21 protein-coding genes are annotated in these 22632 nt (G+C 32.9%); 12 read left to right on the top strand and 9 right to left on the bottom strand.

Going from position 1 to position 22632, the window contains the following annotated elements; translation table 11 throughout:
- Positions 1–88 precede the first annotated feature (88 nt).
- A complete protein-coding gene (locus H6F32_RS03295; protein WP_190367911.1) occupies positions 89–1423 on the top strand; it encodes an AAA family ATPase in 1335 nt (444 codons plus the stop codon).
- Positions 1424–1545: 122 nt separating this feature from the next.
- Complete coding sequence (locus tag H6F32_RS03290) at positions 1546–2730, top strand: tetratricopeptide repeat protein (RefSeq protein ID WP_190367910.1); 1185 nt, start codon at positions 1546–1548, stop codon at positions 2728–2730.
- Between the two features lie 3 nt (positions 2731–2733).
- On the opposite strand, the gene H6F32_RS03285 is transcribed toward H6F32_RS03290, so the two are convergent.
- The 3 genes from H6F32_RS03285 to H6F32_RS03275 all read right to left on the bottom strand — a co-directional run bounded on the left by H6F32_RS03285 (position 2734) and on the right by H6F32_RS03275 (position 4424).
- The gene (locus H6F32_RS03285) at positions 2734–3753 is read right to left on the bottom strand and encodes an aldo/keto reductase (RefSeq protein ID WP_190367909.1); all 1020 of its coding nucleotides are present in this window, start codon (positions 3751–3753) and stop codon (positions 2734–2736) included.
- 67 nt (positions 3754–3820) lie between these two features.
- On the bottom strand, positions 3821–4156 hold the full coding sequence (gene petJ, locus H6F32_RS03280; protein WP_190367908.1) for a cytochrome c6 PetJ: 336 nt from the start codon (positions 4154–4156) through the stop codon (positions 3821–3823).
- 43 nt (positions 4157–4199) lie between these two features.
- A complete protein-coding gene (locus H6F32_RS03275; protein WP_190367907.1) occupies positions 4200–4424 on the bottom strand; it encodes a hypothetical protein in 225 nt (74 codons plus the stop codon).
- A gap of 176 nt (positions 4425–4600) precedes the next feature.
- Here H6F32_RS03275 and H6F32_RS03270 point away from each other — a divergent pair, with 176 nt between their 5' ends.
- Entirely contained in the window at positions 4601–5383 is a 783-nt protein-coding gene (locus H6F32_RS03270; protein ID WP_190367906.1) for a histidine kinase, read from the top strand.
- Positions 5384–5438: 55 nt separating this feature from the next.
- On the opposite strand, the gene H6F32_RS03265 is transcribed toward H6F32_RS03270, so the two are convergent.
- From H6F32_RS03265 to H6F32_RS03255, 3 genes are all read right to left on the bottom strand, one after another.
- Positions 5439–5621 (bottom strand): YqaE/Pmp3 family membrane protein, encoded by a 183-nt coding sequence (locus H6F32_RS03265; protein ID WP_190367980.1) that lies wholly within the window; start codon positions 5619–5621, stop codon positions 5439–5441.
- A gap of 63 nt (positions 5622–5684) precedes the next feature.
- Complete coding sequence (locus tag H6F32_RS03260; RefSeq protein ID WP_190367905.1) at positions 5685–6050, bottom strand: phage holin family protein; 366 nt, start codon at positions 6048–6050, stop codon at positions 5685–5687.
- Positions 6051–6196: 146 nt separating this feature from the next.
- Entirely contained in the window at positions 6197–8356 is a 2160-nt protein-coding gene (locus H6F32_RS03255) for a Tex family protein (RefSeq protein ID WP_190367904.1), read from the bottom strand.
- Positions 8357–8577: 221 nt separating this feature from the next.
- Here H6F32_RS03255 and H6F32_RS03250 point away from each other — a divergent pair, with 221 nt between their 5' ends.
- Positions 8578–8790, top strand: a complete 213-nt coding sequence (locus H6F32_RS03250; protein WP_190367903.1) for a hypothetical protein — start codon at positions 8578–8580, stop codon at positions 8788–8790.
- A gap of 239 nt (positions 8791–9029) precedes the next feature.
- Positions 9030–11672 carry a CHAT domain-containing protein gene (locus tag H6F32_RS03245; RefSeq protein ID WP_242031030.1) on the top strand — a complete coding sequence of 881 codons (2643 nt, stop codon included), beginning with the start codon at positions 9030–9032 and terminating at the stop codon, positions 11670–11672.
- Positions 11673–11744: 72 nt separating this feature from the next.
- Here H6F32_RS03245 and H6F32_RS03240 read toward each other — a convergent pair whose 3' ends face one another.
- The gene (locus H6F32_RS03240; RefSeq protein ID WP_190367901.1) at positions 11745–12251 is read right to left on the bottom strand and encodes an NADAR family protein; all 507 of its coding nucleotides are present in this window, start codon (positions 12249–12251) and stop codon (positions 11745–11747) included.
- A gap of 196 nt (positions 12252–12447) precedes the next feature.
- On the opposite strand from H6F32_RS03240, the gene H6F32_RS03235 reads away from it, so the two are divergent.
- From H6F32_RS03235 to H6F32_RS03220, 4 genes are all read left to right on the top strand, one after another.
- Positions 12448–13059 carry a DUF4129 domain-containing protein gene (locus H6F32_RS03235; RefSeq protein WP_190367900.1) on the top strand — a complete coding sequence of 204 codons (612 nt, stop codon included), beginning with the start codon at positions 12448–12450 and terminating at the stop codon, positions 13057–13059.
- A gap of 23 nt (positions 13060–13082) precedes the next feature.
- A complete protein-coding gene (locus H6F32_RS03230) occupies positions 13083–14183 on the top strand; it encodes a DUF4350 domain-containing protein (RefSeq protein WP_190367899.1) in 1101 nt (366 codons plus the stop codon).
- A 95-nt stretch (positions 14184–14278) separates the two neighbouring features.
- On the top strand, positions 14279–15229 hold the full coding sequence (locus H6F32_RS03225) for a MoxR family ATPase (protein WP_190367898.1): 951 nt from the start codon (positions 14279–14281) through the stop codon (positions 15227–15229).
- A 37-nt stretch (positions 15230–15266) separates the two neighbouring features.
- A complete protein-coding gene (locus H6F32_RS03220; protein ID WP_190367897.1) occupies positions 15267–16589 on the top strand; it encodes a DUF58 domain-containing protein in 1323 nt (440 codons plus the stop codon).
- Positions 16590–16645: 56 nt separating this feature from the next.
- On the opposite strand, the gene H6F32_RS03215 is transcribed toward H6F32_RS03220, so the two are convergent.
- Positions 16646–17455: a Uma2 family endonuclease gene (locus H6F32_RS03215; RefSeq protein WP_190367896.1), complete on the bottom strand. Its 810-nt coding sequence runs from the start codon at positions 17453–17455 to the stop codon at positions 16646–16648.
- 222 nt (positions 17456–17677) lie between these two features.
- Here H6F32_RS03215 and H6F32_RS03210 point away from each other — a divergent pair, with 222 nt between their 5' ends.
- The 3 genes from H6F32_RS03210 (at position 17678) to H6F32_RS03200 (ending at position 21523) form a co-directional block, all read left to right on the top strand.
- The gene (locus H6F32_RS03210) at positions 17678–18913 is read left to right on the top strand and encodes an LL-diaminopimelate aminotransferase (RefSeq protein ID WP_190367895.1); all 1236 of its coding nucleotides are present in this window, start codon (positions 17678–17680) and stop codon (positions 18911–18913) included.
- Positions 18914–19046: 133 nt separating this feature from the next.
- Positions 19047–20525, top strand: a complete 1479-nt coding sequence (locus H6F32_RS03205; RefSeq protein WP_190367894.1) for an AAA family ATPase — start codon at positions 19047–19049, stop codon at positions 20523–20525.
- Positions 20522–21523, top strand: coding sequence for a hypothetical protein (locus tag H6F32_RS03200; RefSeq protein ID WP_190367893.1), 1002 nt, complete (start codon positions 20522–20524; stop codon positions 21521–21523). Before H6F32_RS03205 ends, H6F32_RS03200 begins: the two co-directional genes overlap by 4 nt.
- Positions 21524–21525: 2 nt before the next feature.
- Here H6F32_RS03200 and H6F32_RS03195 read toward each other — a convergent pair whose 3' ends face one another.
- A complete protein-coding gene (locus H6F32_RS03195; protein WP_190367892.1) occupies positions 21526–22329 on the bottom strand; it encodes an ABC transporter permease in 804 nt (267 codons plus the stop codon).
- Positions 22330–22632: the final 303 nt, after the last annotated feature.

Below are 22632 nucleotides of genomic sequence, written 5' to 3'. Positions count from 1 at the left end.
ATCAACTAAATAGTAACTAAAGTTAAAATAAAATTCAAATCTCAGTATTTTTGCGTTAAAATGACGTTAAATTGTGAGGTTTTCTACTATGACATCAGATTTTGACTTTTTAAAAGGGCTATATAACGCCTTTAATCCCTTTCAACCCTTACCTGCGGGTGATCCTGCTTATGTTGATTGTCACGAAGTGCGGGGAGATGGTGATATATTAGAATCTGTAGGTAAAGAGATTTTATATTCTGATAGAAATACCTGTCAACTTTATGCGGGTCATCGTGGTGTGGGAAAATCTACAGAATTACTACGTCTACAAAAATTCTTAGATGAAAGAGGTTTTTTTGTCGTCTACTTTGCGGCGGATGACGCAGATATTGATCCAGAAGATGTTCAATATACAGATATTCTTTTAGCTTGCACTCGCAATATATTAGCAGCATTTAAAGATAGAACTGATTCTCCAGCTTTATTGAATTGGTTAAAACAACAATGTAACAATTTAAGAGATTTCTTACAAACAGAAATTTCCCTAGATGACTTATCAATTGAAGCACAGGTTTCACAATTTGCTAAAATTACCACAAAAATCCGCAGTGAACCCACTGAACGCCGCAAAATCCGTGATTTGATTAATCCCCATACCACGACTTTAACTAAAGCATTAAATGAATTTATTCAAGATGTCAAAAAAAACCTACCTTCAGGATATGACCAATTAGTTTTAATTGCTGATAACTTAGATAGAATTGTTCCTGTAATCCAAGAAGATAAACGCAGCAACCATGATCAAATTTTTATAGATCGCAATGAACAACTGAAAGATTTAGATTGTCATTTAATTTATACTGTACCAATTTCTTTAATTTATTCTGACAGATCAGCATCATTACTAGATATATATGGTACTCCCCAGGTATTACCGATGATTATGGTACTAACTCCTGAAAATAAACCCTATCAACCAGGAATTGAGAAAGTTATTGAAGTTCTCCAAAAACGACTTTCTACCATAGACTCTAGTAAGTCTATTGTGGATTTATTTGAAAATAGAAAATCATTAGAAATTTTATGTTTAATGAGTGGAGGTCATACGCGAAATTTGTTATTATTAATGAAGGAAGCACTCAAATACACAAACACTTTACCCATTTCTAACAATGTTTTACAACGTTCAATTAGTGAGTTAAGAAATACCTATAAACATACAGTTTATGCCAATGAATGGGAAGCACTAGCAAAGGTTCATCAATCTAAGATAATAGAAAATAATCAACTTTGTCGTGGTTTACTATTTAATCGCTGCATTTTAGAATATCGTTATCAAGAAGTAAATGGAGGAATTAAATTGTGGTATGATATTCATCCTCTGATTAAAGGGATCAAAGAATTTCAGGATGCTTATAATCAACTTTATCCAAATGCTTAACCTCTCCCTAACCCTGTAGGTTAGGTTGAGGAACGAAACCCATCATTAACTGAACTTTATTTTATAACTTTGTTAGGTTTCACTGCGTTCTACCCAACCTACATGATTATCTATCTAAAACTATGCCTTTAAAACTAAGTGAATGGGATGATGATTTACCCATAGATAAAGATGAAGAATATCAAGCATTTCTGCGGACACTGCGGTTTACAGAAGGGTTCGCTTTGTTATTTGTGCGCTGTTCTCCTGCTAGTGGTGAACAATTAATTAGTAAAGTTCAAGCAGATATTAATGATAAAAATATAGAAGTGCTTAAATTAGATAAAGATGTTGCTAATTTATATGCAGAAGTTGAACAATTACCTAAGAAAAACAATATCAATATATTATTCATTACAGGTTTAGAATCTGCATTATATAAATATGAAGAGGCTAAAACCTTAGCAGGTTGGAGTAGTCGAGAAACCCATCATTATAGCTGGGAAGGTGTACCGCCAATTTTAATTAGTATCAACCAGCAACGAGAAAGATTTAGAGATAAGTTTAAAATTTGTTTTGTTTTCCTATTACCACAGTTTGCCATTAAATATTTTATTCACCGCGCCCCAGATTTTTTTGATTGGCGTTCGGGGTTATTTAATTTTCCCCTAGATTCCACAACTATAAAACAAGAATCAAATCTGATTATTGAGGAAGGAACTTATGAAAAGTATGTAAATTTAACTTCTGAAGAAACCAATCAGAAAATTATTGAAATTATTGAAATTATTGAAAATGATCAAATAGATCATGAACAAAAAGCTAAATTATTTTTTGAATTAGGTTATTTACAAAATATTAAACAAAATTATCAAGCTGCAATTTCTTCTTTCGACAAAGCACTGGAATTTAAACCTGATGATCAATATGCTTGGAACAACCGGGGCATTTCCCTCAATAATTTAGGGAGGTATGAAGAGGCGATCGCATCCTACGACAAAGCACTGGAATTTAAACCTGATGATCAATATGCTTGGAACAACCGGGGCAATTCCCTCTATAATTTAGGGAGGTATGAAGAGGCGATCGCATCCTACGACAAAGCACTGGAATTTAAACCTGATTATCAATATGCTTGGTACAATAAATCTTGTATTTATGCTTTGCAAAGTAATATTGAAAAAGCAATTGAAAACCTACAAACAGCAATTAACTTGAATCCTGATAAATACCGCGAAATGGCAAAAAATGACTCATATTTTGATGCTATTCGAGAAGATAAACGTTTTCAATTTTTGATTCAAGATACCCCAACACCTAACCCCTAAATCCTACCTTCTATACTCATCCCCACAATCACCAATTAACTGGTATAAATCCCGCGACTGTTGAGAAATAGCATCAATTTTTTTCACATCTTCAGCATCCAAATTAAAACTAAATACCTGCCCATTATCTTGTAAATGTTCCGCAATTCCTAACCTAGTACCCACAATAACACCTCCTACCGATGGCTGATTTAAAATGTAGTTTACAGCCACATTAGTAATACTTACCTGATGTTTATTAGCAATATTTTTCAAAGTAGTTAATAACTCTTGAAATAATCCCCAACCTCCCCAAGCGTCAATCATTTGTTTATATTTTCTCAAGCTGGTGGTGTTAATTTCTAAACTTTTTGGTTCAGGTTTACCTAAATATTTTTCTGATAGTAAACCACCGCAAATAGTACCATAGGTAAACAATTTGATATCATGTTCCTGACAGAATTTAATCATATTTACTTGTGGTCTTCTATCAACTAAAGAAAACTGGACTTGGTTAGAAACAATTTTGATTCCTGCATCTGTAATAATTTGCAAATGTTCAGTATCAAAATTAGTCAAAGCTAGATGTTTAATTTTACCTTCCGTTTGCAATTCTGCCATATATTTGAGGGCATCTAAATAATTAGAGTCTCCATATTCCCACCAATGGAACTGCATTAGATCTAATGTTTTTACATCCATTCTTCTTAGAGAAATATTAATATTTTCCTCTACTAATGCTTTAGTCATTTTTCCAGGACGAGGGACCCATTTTGTAAATGCTTGAATTTTATTAACTGCTTCTTCTCCACCAGTGGCAATTAATTGACGACGAAATTCACCAATAAAGTCCTCTGCTGGTCCATAATGATCTGCTAGATCCCAAGTGGTAAAACCTGCGTCCACATATTCAAACATGGACTCAATAGCGGTTTTGGAGTTAATGCGGCCATGTCCTCCAGAAACTTGCCACATTCCATTTAATATGCGACAAATTTTTAAATCTGAGGTAAATTGTAAGTAACTGTTTTCAGGTAACATCATATTTTTTGAATTGTTATTGGTGTTATTGGTCTTATTTGTGAGATTATTTGTGAGATTATTTGTGAGATTATTTCCAGTTTTTTTCTGCTTGTTCCAAAACATAAGCGGCCACATTTTCAATTTCTGTAGGGGTTAATTTGTCTTTGAAAGCTGACATATTATTTTTACCATTATTGACGATATTTGTAATAGCCTCTAAAGAATACATCCCATATTTTTCGAGTGTATTTTTTTTGAGATTTTTACCCCGTCTAATAATGTTACTACCATTAATATGGCAACCAGCACAATGAACGCTGAAAATTTCTGCACCGTTGACGGTATCTAAAGCAATTGCAGGTGATGTAAAATGAATTATGTACAAATAAAATGTGCATAATATCAAAGTAATTAATTTTTTCATTAGTCTAAATTTAGCCTAAATTAATAAATTAACAAGTTGATATTTATAAAGATTCAAAATCTGTGATAAAACCGGGGAAGTTCGCACTTTTTTCTTGAAATTCTTCCGCCTCACTAACATCTTCAATTTTATAAGACATGATGCGCGTTCCATCAGGCATTTTTTTAGAACCAATTAATTCTGTTTGATAGGTTTCTGCCATTTTTTTAAATTCTGTACCACTAATTTTCCAATCTTCTGCTGAACAGGTAATATTAACACGCCACATGGTTATAATTTATTCCGTAATTTTGACTAATATTGATTATTTCACAAGTTGGTAATTTTGACAATGTATTGTATTAGACCCGGACTTCTTGAAGAAGTCCGGGATCTATCTATGGATAGTTTTCAAAAATCAATTTATCTTACATAATGTACTTGTTGCATTCATATTTATTAAAGATGACTAATAATATTAAAGAACAAATTAAAACTGATTTACAACAAGCACAGGAAACAGGACAATTAAAGGCCGAACGTATTAGAGAAATTGTTAAATCTGCCGTTTCTCAAGTTTCGGCTGAATTTCAAGAAGGTTCTCATGAAGTGGTAAGTTTAGTTAATGATGCTGTGTCTACTGTGGTGGAAAATTTGCAAGCTAAAGGTCATGCTATTCAAGATGACGTGATCGCTTCTATTCAAGGTGCTATGGAAGCCGTTAATACTAAAAAACAGGCCAGTATTTTCAAATTAAAAACGGAATTAAAAGAATTACAAGAAAAATTAAATCAAGAGGAAGAGAGTTTACAAACGCAAATTGAGGCAATTTTAACAAAAATTGTGGAAACTAATCAAGATAAATCTGATGATCAGAAAATAGTAATTGATTCTGCAATTAACGCTATTAAGGATACAGAGGAAGTAGGTTTATTAAAAAAACGTTATGCACAGTTACAGGCACAAATAGCTATTATTAAGGCTAATTTGGCTGCCCGTTATAGTGGTAACGAAAAAGAGGTGCAGTATTATTTAGATGATGCTAAAAAATGGTATGAACAAACTAGTTATCAAGTGGAATCTCTGACTGTACAAATTAGAGAAAAACATTCTACTTTAGAGGATAAAATGCGAGAAGTTGGGGCAGCGATCGCTCACAAAGAAAGTCAATTAAAACAACGTTTACGAGATTTACTCTTAGCTGCTGCTGATTTATTTAAGGATAAAGATAAAGTCATTAATTCGTAATTTAAAGAATTGAAAGATCCCCGACTTCTTAAAGAAGTCGGGGATCTGGTTTTATTTATACTACTTCATCCATGTTTTCTTGATATTTCATAATTACCCAAATAGCGTGAATACTGCCAGGAAACCATCCCAAAAAAGTCAGTAAAATGTTAATTAACAAGGTTGTACTAAAACCTACAGTTAAAAAAACCCCCAATGGGGGTACAATTACACCTAAAAACAAGCGAAGTAATTTCATAGTCATGAATTTTTGATCCTATGATCCTAATTGAATTAGCTGATAGCTGACTATTGATAGCTATTAACGATTTTCCATTTCCAAACCTCTTTCTGCAAAGTATTTACTCATTAATGTATTCACTAAAGAAAGCACTATAGGGGCAACGATAAAGGCCACAATTCCTGTTATTTGAAAACCTGGAACTAGTAAAGATGCTAACCATAAGCAAATGCCATTAACTACTAGAGAAGATGCCCCTAATGTTAAATAGTTTAATGGTAATGATGCCATTGTAATAATTGGTTTAATACCACTATTAATTAAACCAATAACCATCGCTGCTACTAAAGCTGAAAAGAAATTGGCAATATCTACTCCTGGTACAACTAAGTCAACTATTAATAAACTTAATGCTGTTGCTAATGCAGTGAAAAAATTTGCCCACATTATTTTTACCTCAGTTACATAGTGAACTGTTTGATATGATTCCTCCATTATTGAATATGAGTAAATTTTCCACATCTTTTATTAGATAGAATTGATCTCTATCTCAAGATAGATCCCGGACTTCTTAAAGAAGTCCGGGATCTGGTTTATTGTTTTGCTGCTTTCATGGATAAACTAATTCTTTTCAATTTCTCATTAACTTCTAAAATTCTCACTTTTACTACTTGTCCAACTTTGACGATTTTTTTCGGATCTTCTACAAATTTATCCGCTAATTGGGAAATATGAATTAAACCATCTTGATGCACTCCAATATCTACAAATGCACCAAAATTAGCAACGTTGGTAATAATTCCTTCTAGTTCCATTCCTACTTTTAAGTCACTAATTTCTTTAATTCCTGCTTGAAATGTCGCATACTTAAATTCTGCACGAGGATCTCTTCCTGGTTTTTCTAATTCTTGAAGAATATCTCTTAATGTTGGTTCTCCAATATTATCAGTAACGTATTTCTTTAAGTTGGTTTTTTGCAGTTTCTCCGCTATTAATGTTACCTGTTTAATGGGTACTTGTAAATCTTTAGCGATCGCTTCCACAACTCCATAACTCTCTGGATGCACTGCTGTATTATCTAAGGGGTTTTCTCCATCTCTAATTCTTAAAAAACCTGCTGCTTGTTCAAATGCTTTCGGTCCAAGTTTCGATACTTTTAACAATTGACGACGATTTTTAAACACCCCATTTGCATTGCGATAACTAATAATATTATTCGCTATAGTTGGTGTGATTCCTGATACAAAAGTCAGTAACTCTTTAGATGCTGTATTCAAATTTACCCCTACATAATTCACACAACTTTCTACAGTTTCATCTAATTTCTTTTTGAGTAATTTTTGATCTACATCATGTTGATATTGTCCCACACCAATAGATTTTGGATCTATTTTTACTAATTCTGCCAGGGGATCTTGTAATCTTCTTCCTATACTAATTGCCCCTCTCACAGTTACATCTAAATCAGGAAATTCTTCCAAGGCCACTTTACTAGCAGAATATATAGAAGCCCCAGATTCATTCACAATAACCTTGATCGGTTTTTCCGCTAATGTTTCTAACACTTCACTGATAAATTCATCAGTTTCACGAGATGCAGTACCATTACCAATTGCTATTAATTCAATTCGGTATTTTTTGATGAGATTACTAATAGCTTGGGCAGCTTTTAATCGTTGTTCTTGTGCTTGATGAGGAAACACCGCTTGATATTCTAAAAACTTCCCAGTTTGATCTAATATTGCTACTTTACAACCTGTTCTAAAACCCGGATCAATAGCCATTGTTGGTTTCATTCCTGCTGGTGCTGATAATAATAATTCTCGCAAGTTAGTTTCAAAAGTTTTGATTGATTCTATATCAGCATAAGTCTTCTTTTCGGCAATTACTTCATTAATTAATGATGTTTTCATTAATCTGTTAAAAGCATCTTTAATCATCATTTGATAGAATTGTCTCACGTGAGAATTTTTTGTCTTAATTTCTTGAGATGCTAAATAACTTAATACAAAATCTTCATCATAACTCAGGTCAAAATTGAGGATTTTTTCCGCTTCTCCACGACATAAAGCTAACATATTATGGGGAGCAATATTTTTCACCTTGATTTGATAATTACGGTACATTTCAAATTTAGTTGTACCTTCTGGATATTCTTCTTTAATACTAGAAATAAATACCCCAGACTCTAAAAAATACTCTCGCAAATATGCTCTTAATTCCGCTTTGTCAGCTATTTCTTCTGCTAAAACATCACTAGCACCTTTCAGGGCTTCCGCTGCGGTTTTAACTTCTTTTTCCACAGAAATATACTTTTCTGCTTCTGCTTCTAAAGATGCAAAAACACCATTTTTCACATTCAGAGATTTAATAAATACTGCTAAAGGTTCAAGTCCTTTCTCTCTAGCAATAGTAGCACGAGTCCGCCGCTTAGGTTTATACGGTAAGTATAAATCCTCAAGTTCAGTTTTCTGTAAACAGTTTTCTATCTTATTTTGTAACTCTTCCGTGAGTTTTCCTTGTTCGGCAATTCCATTTAATATCACCTTCTTTCTTTCTTGCAATTCTGTTAAGTAATTATGCCTATCTTGTAAATCCCGTAATTGTACCTCATTCATTTCATTAGTCAATTCCTTCCGATATCTGGCGATAAAGGGAATTGTCGCACCTTCTGCTAATAATAACAGGGCGTTTTCTATTTGTTGTGGTTTTAGTTGTAGTTCTGTAGCTAATATTTGGGGAATGTTCAACATTTTCTTCAGAAATTAAAAGTGTTAAATTAAAACTGGCACTGACAGATAGTGTTATGCCAATGTAGCATAATCATAAGATCATTTTAGGAAATTTACACCATAGATTGATAATAATTGGCAATTCAAAACTATTGTCAGATGAAGTTACTTAAGTATAAAATCAATTATGTTTCCCGAAAGGTTTAATTTAACCTTGACTTTTACTTTAGAGATTAGTTAGAATGCCTTTATTTTTCTTAATCACAATAGTTACAGGTGTAGTCACTCGCTACCTTTTAAAAAGAAATAATGATGAAGCCCTAAATATTGCTGGGGTTGTCACTGCTATCATTTTTCTATTGAGTTTAGTATTTGCACCTTGGCAAATTCAATTAGGTTTATTAATTTTGGTCTTTGTCTTAAGTAATAAGTTGCTAAAAAAGAATTTCTCCTAATATCTAGGATCAGAATTAACAACTAGCAATTGTGTCATTTATTTATTCTCAATTCTGTCAAAATTCATCCTTGATCAATATTGATCCCAATTTCTATCTTCACCTACGGTTAACGGTTAACCTTTAACCGTTACTACGTTGGGAGTTTAATTTTTCTTTACATATCAGTAATTTACGAATATGGAAGTATCATAGAAATTAGAGAACTTTATTCAGACTATGATATTGAGATAATGATTATGATATTCCGCAAATTTCGCCAAACATCCCAGTTAAAACCAAAATTATCATCAAGATTAAAATATATTTCCTTGGCAATATTAGTTACCTTGTTAACTATATTACAAGTGAATAAAGGTTTGTTAATAGGGATGCAGCCAGTAATAGCAGCAGTCAAAACAGAAGTAAGAGATCAGAATAGTGTAGATAATTCCGTAGTAGCATTAGTACAAGCAGGAAAAGAGAATTATCAAGCAGAAAAGTTTAATGAAGCGATCGCCCAATGGCAAAAAGCATTAGAGATATATAAACAAGATAATGATACTATTAATCAAGGAGTAATATTAAGTAATATGGCATTAGCCTATCAAAAGTTAGGCCAATGGCAACAAGCAAATGAATCTATATCTCAAAGTTGGAAATTAATACAAAACCAAAAAGCTGAGAAAATATTAGCACAAATATTAAATATTCAAGGTAGTTTACAATTAGGACAAGGAAAAACTCAAGCAGCATTAACTAGTTGGGAAAAAGCCACAGAAATGTATCAAAAATTAGGCGATGAAGCGGGAATAAATCGCAGCTTATTAAATCAAAGTCAAGCATTAAGAGTATTAGGGTTATATCCCCGTGCCAAAAAAACCTTAGAACAAATTAGTAAAAATTTAGAGAAACAACCAGATTCAATTTTCAAAGTAGAAACATTAATTAATCTTGGTGATACATTAAGATTAATGGGACTATTAGATAAATCAACAGAAATCTTAAAACAAGGTCAAACATTGGCGGAAAAAATTAAATCACCAGAACATACTAGCCTAGCATTACTAAGTTTAGGAAATACAGCATTATCATTTCAAAAAATAGATCAGGCTAGTGAATATTACCAACAAGTAATTAATAAAAATCCAGCGCCCAATATTAAACTACAAGCACAACTCAACCTACTAAAATTATTTAGTGACAGCAAACAACCGGAGAAAATTAACGAACTATTAGCAGAAATTAAACCACAAATAGAACAATTACCAGCTAGTCGCACAAACATATATGCCAAAGTAGGACTAGCGGAAATTATCCAGAAAAATAATCAAAATCCCCAAATAGCAGCATCAATTTTAGCCACAGCCATCCAACAAGCAAAAAGTATAGGAGATGTGAGATCAGAATCCTATGCGTTAGGATATTTAGGGGGAGTTTATGAACAAACTAAACAATGGCAAGAAAGCCAAAAATTGACAGAACAAGCATTGATGTTAGCCCAAAGTAATAACTTTGCTGACATTAGTTATTTATGGCAATGGCAACTAGGAAGAATTTACCAAGCTACAGATAATCAAGATGGTGCAATAGAAGCATATAACCAAGCCGTGAAAACATTAGGTTATATTAAAAAAGACCTAGTAGCAGGAAATACAAACCAAGAAGTTACCACACAATTTTCCTTTCAAGAAAGTGTAGAACCAATATACAGAGAACTAGTAGGATTATTGCTAGAACCACGAAAAAGGAAAAACAACAAAGAGAAAAGTAAAAATAATGATGTTGATCAAGTAAACTTACAAAAAGCCTTAGACTTGATAGAATCATTAAAAGTAGCAGAATTAGATAATTATTTTGGAGAAGACTGTTTAGCTAGTAAAGTAGCGAAAATTGATCAAGTAGATAGCACAGCAGCTATAGTTTATCCGATTATATTACGCGATCGCCTAGAAACCATAGTTTCCATCACGAATCAACCATTACGTAAATACACCACACCTATTAACCAAGTAGAATTAGAAAAAACTCTCCAACAAATGCGCCTTTCTTTGAAACCAAATATAGGCAGAAAACAGCAATTAAACATTGCCGAAAAAACCTACAAACTTCTAATAGAACAAATAGATCAAGACTTGAGTAAAAGCAAAATTAAAACTCTGGTTTTTGTCCTAGATGGATCAATGAAAAGCATTCCCATGGCCGCATTGTATGATGGTAAAAAATATTTGATTCAAAAATATAACTTAGCCCAAACACCGGGACTACAATTACTTTCACCCAAACCAATTCAACAAAAAGAATTAAAAATTCTCATAGGAGGTATAACTGAATCTCGCCAAGGTTTTGCACCATTACCAGGAGTAAAACTAGAAGTACAAGATATTACATCAAAAATTCCTAGTCAAGTTTTATTTAATGAAACATTCACGAATAAAGACTTTGAAAGGTTAATGCAAGTAACCCCATTTCCCATAGTGCATTTAGCCACCCACGGAGAATTTAGTTCCAGTGCAGACAATACTTTTATACTTACGTGGGATAACCGCCTCAAAGTTAAAGAATTGGGGGAATTATTGCAAATACGAGATCAAGACAGCAACACACCCATAGAATTACTAGTATTAAGTGCCTGTCAAACAGCAAAAGGAGACAAACGCGCACCACTAGGACTAGCAGGAGTAGCAATTAGATCCGGCGCACGGAGTACCATCGCCTCCCTATGGTCAGTAGATGATAACTCCACATCCCAATTTATGCAAGAGTTTTATAAGCAATTGTCTAGCGGTAAAATTACTAAAGCTGAAGCAGTACGTCAAGCCCAAACTAAAATTTTAGAAAACCCAGAATTTCAAAATGCTTATTATTGGGCAGCATTTGTACTAGTCGGTAATTGGTTGTAATAGAGTGCAGGGTGCAGGGAGAAAAGTTCTTCTGACTCCTGACTCCTGACTCCTAAACTTCATGAAAAAACTCTATTCTTCTAATATTAAAGATGGAGTTTTTAGCGTTTTTTCTGATTTTTCTGATGTCGAAAATAAACTTCTAATTTCTGATCTAACACTCATTAATATTTTACCTAAATTATTTTCTCCCGTATGATCTGCACCACAACCCCAAAAATAATCTGTAGGAGAATTTTCTACTAATATTTCTTCCCCTGTTCCTAATAATATTTGTCTAATTTCTCCATGAGTAATAAATTTTTGCCTTACAGCAATACGCATCACTTGAGTTTTTACCATATCCCAATCTAAACGCAACTTGCGAGTATGACAACGACCTAAAGCAGCAGCATCTTCAGGAGTAGTAGCAGCATGAATTAAAGGAATAATATTTGCATCTGGACTATTAACAAACTTTTGTGCTTGATAATAATGTTCCACAGTTGGCCAGTAAGTTCCCTTAATTAAAATACTATGGGGAGAAAAGTTAGAAAAACAACCATAGGGTTGCCAAACTTTATAGAAGTAAATAGTCATTGGAGAAATTGTGCTTTTATAGGAAGTTAACAAAATCAGTGTTATCAAAGTTATCAAATATTTTCATAACTTAATCATAACTTAATTATAATCAATATCACTGATTTCGGGAAAAATTTGGGGATCAAACTCTCTTTGATCAACAAAAAAATGATACACATAAAATATACTATTTTAGTTTTCTACATCATGTCTTATGTCTACACCAGCTTTTGAAAAAACTAACTCAAGTTGGGAGTTTTCTCTATCCCAACAAAAAATCGGAGAATGGTTAGAATATCAGTGGTATCGCTTACAGGGTAATTTACCAGAATTACCAGAAAATTGGTCAATGAGTCCCCTGTTAAGCAATGTCTTAATTATTCTATTTTGGATAATATTAGCAACCTGTTTATGTTGGGTAGGTTTACGTTTATGGCGTGAATTTAGCCCTTATATTTATAATTGGTTAAAATTAGGTAATTATACCTTTAGTGACATAACAAGATCCTCAATAATATCTATTGATGAGTTATTAGAAAAAAGTCAACAATTTTACGAACAAGGTAATTATAAAGAAGCGTGTCGTTGTCTATACTTAGCAATGTTACAACAATTAGATCAAGAAGCTATTATCAAAAACCAACTCAGTCGCACAGATGAAGAATATTTACAACTATTAAAATCCAATATTACTACTATTCAACCTTATGAAACTTTAATTACGACCCATGAAAGATTATGTTTTAGTAATTATGAAATTCTCCTAGAGAACTATCAACAATGTCAGCAAGCATATCAACAGTTGTTTAATAATTCTGCTAATTAAATCCTCATAAAACCTGATATCTTATGAAAAATCATCATCGTTTAATTTGGTGGACAGCGATCGCTTTATCTGCGATCATCTTACTAACCTTAATTGCCGCTCCCAAGACAAAAATTGTGAGTGGTTCTACTTATAACCGCGCCCCAGATGGTTATGGTGCTTGGTATGCTTATATGCAAGATGAAGGTTATAATATTCAAAGATGGCAAAAACCATTTAGAGATTTACCAACGTCAAAAAAACCCATAACCTTACTACAAGTTAACAGTAATCTTGAAGAAATACCAGTATATAGTCAAGAAATAGAATGGATAGAAAAAGGCAATACCTTAGTCATTTTAGGCATTAAAAAACTAGTAAGTCCAGCACAATTCAGTACAAAACAACCATCAAAATTTGGAGATATTATCATTAACACAGGGAGAAGACATAAAATAAGTCGAGGGGAAAAAAATATTTTAGGAGATAACTATGGTTCAATAATTTGGCAAGAAAATTATGGCAAAGGAACATTAATTTTAGCCACAACACCTCATTTAGCTGCTAACGCTTATCAAGATAATCTCAGTAATTTTGCAATATTAGAATATTTAGTGAGAGGAGATAAAAAAACCGAGAAACAGCCAATTTTGGTAGATGAATATATTCATGGTTACAAAGATAAAGACATCAAAAACCAAGAAGGAATAGAAAATGTATTAACTTACTTTATCAAAACTCCCCTATTTCCGGCTTTTGTGCAATTATCTGTAGTAATATTATTACTAATTTGGAGTAAAAATCGTCGTTTTGGTCAATCAGTTGCCTTAACAACACCAATGGTAGATAATAGTCAAGCCTACATTCAAGCATTAGCAGGAGTATTGCAAAAAGCAGATGCTACAGATTTCGTTTTAGAAATGGTAGGAAAAGAAGAACAAAAACAACTACAAAAAACTTTAGGTTTAAATGAAACACCCCTAAAACCTGAAATTATTAGCCAAATTTGGACAGAAAAAACAGGAAAAAAAGCCCATGAACTTACCACAGTATTAACATTAGCAAATCAGAAAAACCGCCCCAGAGAAAAACAACTAGCAACCTGGCTAGAAAAATGGGGCAATATCCGTAATAATAGATTGTAATCCTCAAATTTTAATTCCTCTCTGTACCTCTGCGTCTCTGCGTGAAAAAATCAAATTAATCCTGATTAATTATCAACTTTTACCCCATACTAATTATGCAAGAAACTAACAACATTTTTAAACAACTTGATCAAAAACTGAATCAAATAATTGTGGGGCAACCACAACTCATCAAACAAGCATTAGTCGCCCTATTAGCAGGTGGCCATATCATTTTAGAAGGAGTTCCCGGCACAGGAAAAACCCTATTAGTTAAAGTATTAGCCCAACTAATTCAAACCGACTTTAATCGCATTCAATTAACACCAGATGTTTTACCATCAGACATTACTGGAACAAATATTTTTGACTTAAATACTCGAAATTTTACCTTAAAACCAGGTCCAGTATTTACAGAAGTATTATTAGCAGACGAAATTAATCGCACTCCTCCTAAAACTCAAGCTGCATTATTAGAAGCAATGGAAGAAATGCAGGTAACATTAGATGGGAAAAGTTTACCATTACCGGATTTATTTTGGGTAATTGCTACACAAAATCCTTTAGAATTTGAAGGTACTTATCCTTTACCAGAAGCACAATTAGATCGGTTTTTATTCAAATTAATTGTCAGTTATCCTGAACCAGCAGCCGAAAAACAAATGTTATTAAATCGTCAACAAGGTTTTACTGCCAGACGTGCAGATATTTCTAGGTTAAAACCAGTAGCTAATGTAGAAGATATTTTACAAGCTAGAACAGCAGTTAAAGAAGTGGAAATATCAGAAAAAATCATTGATTATTTATTAGAAATAGTCAGAAAATCACGTCAACATCCAGATTTAGCTTTAGGTGCTTCTCCACGGGCTGCTGGTGCTTGGTTACAAACTTCTCAGGCATTAGCTTGGTTATCAGGTAGAGATTTTGTGACTCCAGATGATGTGAAAAATATTGCTTCTCCTTTATTACGTCATCGTCTACTTTTAAAACCAGAATCAATGTTAGATGGTTTACAAATTGATGCGGTAATTGCTTCAGTAATTAGTCAAGTTCCTGTTCCCAGATAAGGAAGAATTGATAATTGATAATGGAAAGTTAAGAATTATGATACCATCTCAACGAGTCTATTTTTTCCTAGTTTCTGCAATATTTATTGCCCCAATTTTATCTATAATTGTGGGCATTTATGCTAGTATTGCTATCATGATTTTATTAGATATTACCATTTTAATTTTCATGGTAATTGATGGTGTAAAAATTAAAAATAACCGGGTGAAAATTACCAGAGAATTACCTTTGAGGTTATCCATTGGTAGAGATAATCCTGTAATCTTAACAGTAACCACAGGTAATAGTCCAGCAAAGATCCAAATTCGTGATTATTATCCTCCCGAATTTAAGGTTGATACTGATATTATTACAGCAGAAATTAATGCAAATCAAACAGAAGAATTAACTTATAATGTTTATCCTCATCAACGCGGAGAATTTACCTGGAAAAATATTGCAATTAGACAATTAGGAATGTGGGGTTTAGCTTGGGACGATTGGAAAATTACCGAAAATACTGATGTTAAAGTTTATCCTGATTTAGTAGGATTGCGATCGCTTTCCATTAAACTTACATTACAATCTTCTGGTTCAATTCGTCAAGCTAGACAAATGGGAATAGGTACAGAATTTGCCGAATTAAGAAACTATCGCAGTGGAGACGATTTAAGATTTATTGATTGGAAAGCTACCGCCAGAAGATCATATAATAATAATACAGGTCTCTTAGTCAGAGTTTTAGAACCAGAACAGGAACAAACATTAATCATTTTATTAGATAGAGGAAGATTAATGACTGCTAAAGTTCAAGGTTTACAAAGATTTGATTGGGGATTAAATACTACATTAGCCTTAGCATTAGCAGCATTACATCGTGGAGATAGGGTAGGGGTGGGAGTATTTGATAGACAAGTTCACACCTGGATATCCCCAGAACGCGGACAAAGCCACCTAAATCGTCTAATTGACAAATTAACACCTATTCAGCCAGAACTGCTAGAATCGGATTATTTAGGGGCTGTAACTCATGTAGTACAACAACAAACTCGCCGGGCATTAGTAGTATTAATTACGGACATAGTAGACATTACTGCATCTGCCGAGTTATTAGCAGCATTAACTAAATTAGCACCGCGATATTTACCATTTTCCGTAACACTTAAAGATCCCCAAATTGATGATTTAGCTCACACATTTACACAGGATACTACACAGTCTTATATGAGAGCAGTTGCTTTAGATTTATTAGCACAAAGACAAGTGGCATTTGCCCAATTAAAACACAAAGGAGTATTAGTTTTAGATGCACCAGCAAATCAAATTTCTAATCAATTAGTGGACAGATATTTAATGTTAAAAGCAAAAAATCAATTATAGATAATTATAGATACCGGACTTCTTTAAGAAGTCCGGTATCTGGATATATTGATATATTACTCTATATCAGGTTCTATACCCAGCGATCGCAATTGGGCAATTAACCTTTCTGTTTTTTGTCTTTCTGATTCAGCTTTTCGTCTTTCTGATTCAGCTTTTCGTCTTTCTAACTCAGCTTTTTGTCTTTCTAACTCCACATTTTCACGTTCTTTTTCCAAACTGGTTAATATCCACTTATTATTGTAATCATACCAGCGTAACCAAGGCATTTCCACACCTTTAAAATTGCCTATCCATACCCCTAAACCTAATTCTAATTCTGATATCCAAAAACGATCATCTACTAATTCTACTTCTTGATAACCTACTCCTTTTAACTCAAACATTCTAAATTTCGCTTCGTATCTATCAAATATTGCGTAGTAAGGAACTCGCAATATTTTTTCATAAACCTCCCATTTTGCTGGCGGTTTTTGTACATCTCTTAACGTTTGTCCCAAGTCTTCTTTTTCTGTTCCTGGTGATAGTAATTCTACCACAATATAAGGATTTACTCCTTCTTGCCACACTACATAACTTAACCTTAAATCTCTATTTTCATACAAATATGGTACACCCAAAACTGCAAACCAATCTGGTCTTTTATACCATGATGTATGACGTACATCATAATACAGATTTATGTCCGTTCCTGTAAATATTTCTTCCCAAGTATGGTTAGGAGGACAAAAAGTATCTGTTAACAATTGCGGTTGTAATATATGAAATTGATCAGGCAAACCAGGTTCCTCCGGGTCTTCGCTAGGAAGATCATACATTGTCGGTAATGTTTCTTTAGGAGAAAGTGGTGGATCTGTTTGATACATTTTTCACTGTCCTAAATTTTGATGTTTTTTTGATAATCTCTTATATTGATTATACATGAATATGAGTAATTTACACCTGGAAAAAGACTGTTATATTTCTGTTATAAAATCCAGTAAATGTACAAATTATTTCCAACAATAACCAATTAATTCCCACAAAAATAAGAACTATGGAAATGAACATGATATAATTATGTTTTTTGTGAAATTTTCTTTGTCAGTATGGCTACAATTAACGACAACTACCTCAAACTTAAAGCTGGTTATCTATTCCCAGAAATTGCCCGTCGAGTCAATGCTTTTGCCCAAGCTAACCCAGACGCTAAAATTATTCGTTTAGGTATAGGTGATGTTACCGAACCTTTACCAGAGGCTTGTAGAAATGCAATGATTCAAGCTGTAGCAGATATGGGCGATCGCTCAACTTTTAAAGGATATGGTCCAGAACAAGGTTATGCTTGGTTAAGAGAAAAAATAGCCATCCATGACTTCCAAGCTAGAGGAGCAGCCATAGAAGCCGATGAAATCTTCATTTCCGACGGTTCTAAGTGCGATACAGGCAACATTCTCGATATTTTTGGCAAAAATAACATTATCGCCGTTACTGACCCCGTGTACCCCGTTTATGTAGATACTAACGTCATGGCAGGTAATACCGGAGATGCTAACGAAAAAGGCGAATATGGTGGTTTAGTATATTTACCTGTCACCGCCGAAAACAATTTCACCGCAGAGATACCCAGCGAAAAAGTTGACTTAATTTATCTTTGCTTTCCCAATAACCCCACCGGTGCAACTGCCACTAAAGAACATTTGCAAGCATGGGTAAACTATGCCAAAGCTCATAGTTCAATTATCTTCTTCGATGCAGCTTACGAAGCATTTATCACAGATACCACCTTACCCCATTCCATTTATGAAATTGAAGGCGCGAGAGACTGCGCTATTGAATTTCGTTCCTTCTCTAAAAATGCAGGTTTTACCGGAACTCGTTGCGCTTTAACTGTAGTTCCCAAAACCTTAACAGCTAAAGCCGCCGACGGTTCTAATGTAGAATTATGGAAATTATGGAATCGTCGTCAGTCTACCAAATTTAATGGCGTTTCCTACATTGTTCAAAGAGGTGCAGAAGCGGTTTATTCCGATGCAGGAAAAGCCCAAACCCAAGCTTTAATCAGTTTCTACCTAGAAAATGCTAAGATTATTCGCCAAGAGTTGACTAGGGCAGGTTTAAAAGTGTATGGTGGAGTCAATGCTCCCTATGTATGGGTAAAAACTCCTCATGGTTTATCTAGTTGGGAATTTTTTGATAAACTATTAGCTACCTTTAATGTAGTTGGTACACCTGGTTCTGGTTTTGGTGCTGCGGGAGAGGGTTATTTCCGTATTTCTGCATTTAATAGTCGGGAAAATGTGCAGGAAGCAATGAAACGAATTACCGCTAATTTTAAGGTGTAAGATATTATCAAGTTTAATGGTGGGTAATGCCCACCCTAAATCAATTATGATGAAGTTAACTATGACTATGTGTTAAGAGCATAATCAAAATATCTAATATTATATCTAATATTTTTTAGGGAAGAAAATTCACATGAAGTTACTACAAGTTCAAGTACCCGATTTTCGAGTTTTGAAAGATGTTAATATTACGTTTGATAGACGATTTATCCCTAATATTTTTCCTTTAGGTAGTCTCAATGGAGGTGGTAAAAGCACACTTTTACAATTGATTTTTGTATTATTACATTGCAGCATAAACCCAGAAAGAAAAATTTTTATAAACAATTTACTACATGGTTTTACACCTAATGATGATTGTCTTGATAGGTTATTAGCTATTATTAAGATTTGGGATGGTGAAAAAGAAGTTGATATCGAATTTTTCGCTTGTCATAACAGTTATATTGAAAATACCTTAACAAAAGATAAGGAATACCAAAATCAGGAAAATTTGCGATTATACAATTTTAAAAAACTAGAGAATATTAACAAAAAGGTTTCTAACATAGAACAAGATATTGAACAAATAGAAAAAGCAATTAATAAATTAGAAATTGCTCAAGAACTAGAAAACGAAGATATTAAAGGTAGACGGCTTAGAGAGATTCTAAGTGAATTCACTTTGGACTATAGAACAATTAAACGGAGAAGAATACCTCGAAATCTAACAATTGAAGAGTTCAAGCAAGAAGTTGAAGACATACTTGAGATATATAACATAAATCTTGACGAATCTTACCAGGAGAAAGAAAAACTAGAAATTGTAGTTCAAAGGATATCTGAATATTTACATGAAAATAACATTATATATATATGTAATTATTCTTCAGAAGTTGATAAAGATGAGGAAGAATTTTTATTATGCAAAATCGGTAATAATTTAGATATCAATAAAGCAGAAGCCTGGTTAAATGAAGTATCCAATAAAATATTTTTAGCTGCTCCTATTACTCAAGTTTTTCTATTTACTGATCAGAAATACAGAAGGCTATTATTTGAACAAAATACTGAGAGAGATTATAATTCAGAGTTAAAATCGTATAAATCAGACTTATCAGGATTTTTTACTTATGATTTTGCTCCAGTAGACTTATTGATTAAAGTCTTCAAAAGTGCTCTTGAAGAAGATTCTAAAACTGCTGTTGAAACTGAAGGTGAGTATGGTAACAAATATAAAGCATTATTGGATGATTTGAATTTATTATTAGCTAATAAAACAGTGAACATTTCTACAGATTTTTCTAAAATCACATTTAAGTTAGATACAAATCATGAAAATATTGAACTTTATCCTGAAGATTTAAGTCATGGTGAATTAAAAAGACTGAGTATTTATATGTGGCTTAAATATAATAAAATTGAAAATTCTATTGTTCTTATGGATGAAATTGAAATAGGATTTCATCCAGATTGGCAATATGAAATAATTAGAGATTTAGAACAATGGTCTCCTAGTAATCAATATATTCTAGCAACTCACTCTTATGAATTATGTGGAGCAGTTACACCTGCTCATATTAGGGAATTAGAACCAAAACTCATCAAATCAGATAATAATATTGCATTATGAATACTTATCAAGAACTACTCATACAACATTGTAAAATAATTATCAAAAGTCCAAGAATTAACAAAAGTAAAATCGTGGTACTGTGTGAAGGTCAAGGCAGCATCTTAGATAATCCTATCTTAGATAGGAAAACAGTAGCGAATTATGGAAAAATGGAACAGTGGCACGATGCATATTTTTATAAAAGGTGTTTTCCCAGGGGAAGAACTGGATATATACCAGAATTTTTTAATTGCAAAGGTAGATCAGATGTTATACAAACTTATTTTAAAATTCTAGAATTACATGAAGAAGACAGTCAAAAATCAGAAGATACTAGAGAGTCACGCTTAAATCCTAATAATCTGTTTGCTATTGTTGATATAGATTTAGAGTCCCAAAATATTGATAATTACAATTTTTCTAATACAGAGGAAATTTTCTTAAATCTTTATCAGCAAGGTCAAGTTAATGAAGAAAATGCTATAAATCATCGTATTTGGGTAACAGGATTAATTCACAAAGAAGCATATTTTATTATTCCTGAACTACAAAAAGTTTTTGATAATTATATCAATGTTCCTATGTATAACGGTCAAAAACTTATTCTTGAAGATATTTATATTACTATGGCAAATGCTATTATTAATAGCAATGATCTAGAAAATAACTTATCAAAGGTTTCTAATCGCATTGGTCATTGTTCAGGATTAAATTGTACAGATTTAGAAAAGTTACGTGATTCATGGAAAGAACAGTTTGAAAATTCTTCAGATAAAATACGCAAAAATGAGTTAATTTATGCACTATTAATGCTTAAAAAAGTTAAGGATAAAAACACTCAAGAGAATTACTGGGAAGCTATGACACCGCCTAGTGATTGGACTAATACAAAGGAGGTATTTAGGGATCAATTATTACTCGAAATAGCTAAATTTTACTCAGAACAGAGTAATTATGCTAAATATCATATTCCTGCTTTTATGCGGTTTTTAAAACATTTTTGTACTTTGAATTAATATCACTCTCTATTTTCTCCACTATTTCTAATCAACTCCGCAATTAAAGCCACAATACCCGTTACAGAAATCAACATTACACTTAAAGCATTAATATCCGGTTTAACTCCCGTTCTAATTCTGCTAAAAATTTCTATAGGTAATGTATTCGCACCACTTCCCGCAGTAAAACTCGCAATTAAAAAATCATCTAAACTCAATACAAATGCTAATAAACATCCAGAAATAATCGCAGGCATTAATTGAGGTAATAATACAAGCATAAAAGCCTGTATAGGCGTAGCACCTAAATCTAAAGCTGCTTCTTCTAAATGGGGGTCAATATTATTCATCCTTGAGGACACAACTAATCCAATATATGCTAAACAAAATACTATATGTGACGCTATAATTGTCAAAATGCTTAAAGGAATAGCAAATGCAGCTAAACATACTAAGGTAGATACAGCGATCGCAATATCAGGAATTAATAACGGTAAATAAGAAATTCCCTGGTATAATTTTTTTCCCGGAAACTCATAACGTGCTAAACCCACAGCCATTAAAGTTCCCAAAACTGCCGCAACACCTACCGCACAAGCACCAACCAGTAAACTATTATACAATCCTGACAAAATGCGCTCATCAGCAAATAGTTTTGCATACCATTGTAGTGTAAACCCTTGCCATTTAGCACTGTAAGGAGATTGATTAAAGCTATAAAAAGCTAGTACAAAAATTGGCAAATACATAAATATAAATATTACTATTGCAAAAACCGCTTGCCAAATTACAGACAGTTTCTTCTTTTTTTTATATATATTCATACTAGTTAATTAAGATTCATTTTAATTTTTATTGTATTAGATAATACCTGATAATTTAGCAAACATCAATATCAGATCAAAAATCTTATAGAAATTATACAAAAATTATACAAAAATTATACAAAAATAGGACTTAGGTACTGTACAAGTTCACCATCATGTGCATGAACGAAAATCCGTCATTTCAGGCTTTTAGCGATTAACTTCCGATGAATAGCCATAGCCATACCTATAGTGAGGGAAACTGTCGCTGAAAAATCATCAAAAAATTATGTCAAAATCTCTAAAACTCATACCTGATAT

The sequence above is a fragment of the Anabaena sp. FACHB-1237 genome (assembly GCF_014696225.1).
In the GTDB taxonomy this organism is placed as follows: domain Bacteria; phylum Cyanobacteriota; class Cyanobacteriia; order Cyanobacteriales; family Nostocaceae; genus FACHB-1237.
Note: the sequence above shows the minus strand (reverse complement) of the source record. Positions and strands in the feature narration are given on the sequence as shown.

Coding starts and splice junctions, on each gene's coding strand:
- H6F32_RS03240 (WP_190367901.1), bottom strand. CDS start 12,251: ATGACTATTTACTTCTATAAAGTTTGGCAACCCTATGGTTGTTTTTCT.
- H6F32_RS03255 (WP_190367904.1), bottom strand. CDS start 8,356: ATGTTGAACATTCCCCAAATATTAGCTACAGAACTACAACTAAAACCA.
- H6F32_RS03205 (WP_190367894.1), top strand. CDS start 19,047: ATGAAGTTACTACAAGTTCAAGTACCCGATTTTCGAGTTTTGAAAGAT.
- H6F32_RS03250 (WP_190367903.1), top strand. CDS start 8,578: ATGCCTTTATTTTTCTTAATCACAATAGTTACAGGTGTAGTCACTCGC.
- H6F32_RS03235 (WP_190367900.1), top strand. CDS start 12,448: ATGTCTACACCAGCTTTTGAAAAAACTAACTCAAGTTGGGAGTTTTCT.
- H6F32_RS03285 (WP_190367909.1), bottom strand. CDS start 3,753: ATGATGTTACCTGAAAACAGTTACTTACAATTTACCTCAGATTTAAAA.
- H6F32_RS03275 (WP_190367907.1), bottom strand. CDS start 4,424: ATGTGGCGTGTTAATATTACCTGTTCAGCAGAAGATTGGAAAATTAGT.
- H6F32_RS03215 (WP_190367896.1), bottom strand. CDS start 17,455: ATGTATCAAACAGATCCACCACTTTCTCCTAAAGAAACATTACCGACA.
- H6F32_RS03265 (WP_190367980.1), bottom strand. CDS start 5,621: ATGAAATTACTTCGCTTGTTTTTAGGTGTAATTGTACCCCCATTGGGG.
- H6F32_RS03260 (WP_190367905.1), bottom strand. CDS start 6,050: ATGTGGGCAAATTTTTTCACTGCATTAGCAACAGCATTAAGTTTATTA.
- H6F32_RS03290 (WP_190367910.1), top strand. CDS start 1,546: ATGCCTTTAAAACTAAGTGAATGGGATGATGATTTACCCATAGATAAA.
- H6F32_RS03245 (WP_242031030.1), top strand. CDS start 9,030: ATGATATTCCGCAAATTTCGCCAAACATCCCAGTTAAAACCAAAATTA.
- H6F32_RS03210 (WP_190367895.1), top strand. CDS start 17,678: ATGGCTACAATTAACGACAACTACCTCAAACTTAAAGCTGGTTATCTA.
- H6F32_RS03225 (WP_190367898.1), top strand. CDS start 14,279: ATGCAAGAAACTAACAACATTTTTAAACAACTTGATCAAAAACTGAAT.
- H6F32_RS03200 (WP_190367893.1), top strand. CDS start 20,522: ATGAATACTTATCAAGAACTACTCATACAACATTGTAAAATAATTATC.
- H6F32_RS03195 (WP_190367892.1), bottom strand. CDS start 22,329: ATGAATATATATAAAAAAAAGAAGAAACTGTCTGTAATTTGGCAAGCG.
- petJ (WP_190367908.1), bottom strand. CDS start 4,156: ATGAAAAAATTAATTACTTTGATATTATGCACATTTTATTTGTACATA.
- H6F32_RS03270 (WP_190367906.1), top strand. CDS start 4,601: ATGACTAATAATATTAAAGAACAAATTAAAACTGATTTACAACAAGCA.
- H6F32_RS03220 (WP_190367897.1), top strand. CDS start 15,267: ATGATACCATCTCAACGAGTCTATTTTTTCCTAGTTTCTGCAATATTT.
- H6F32_RS03295 (WP_190367911.1), top strand. CDS start 89: ATGACATCAGATTTTGACTTTTTAAAAGGGCTATATAACGCCTTTAAT.
- H6F32_RS03230 (WP_190367899.1), top strand. CDS start 13,083: ATGAAAAATCATCATCGTTTAATTTGGTGGACAGCGATCGCTTTATCT.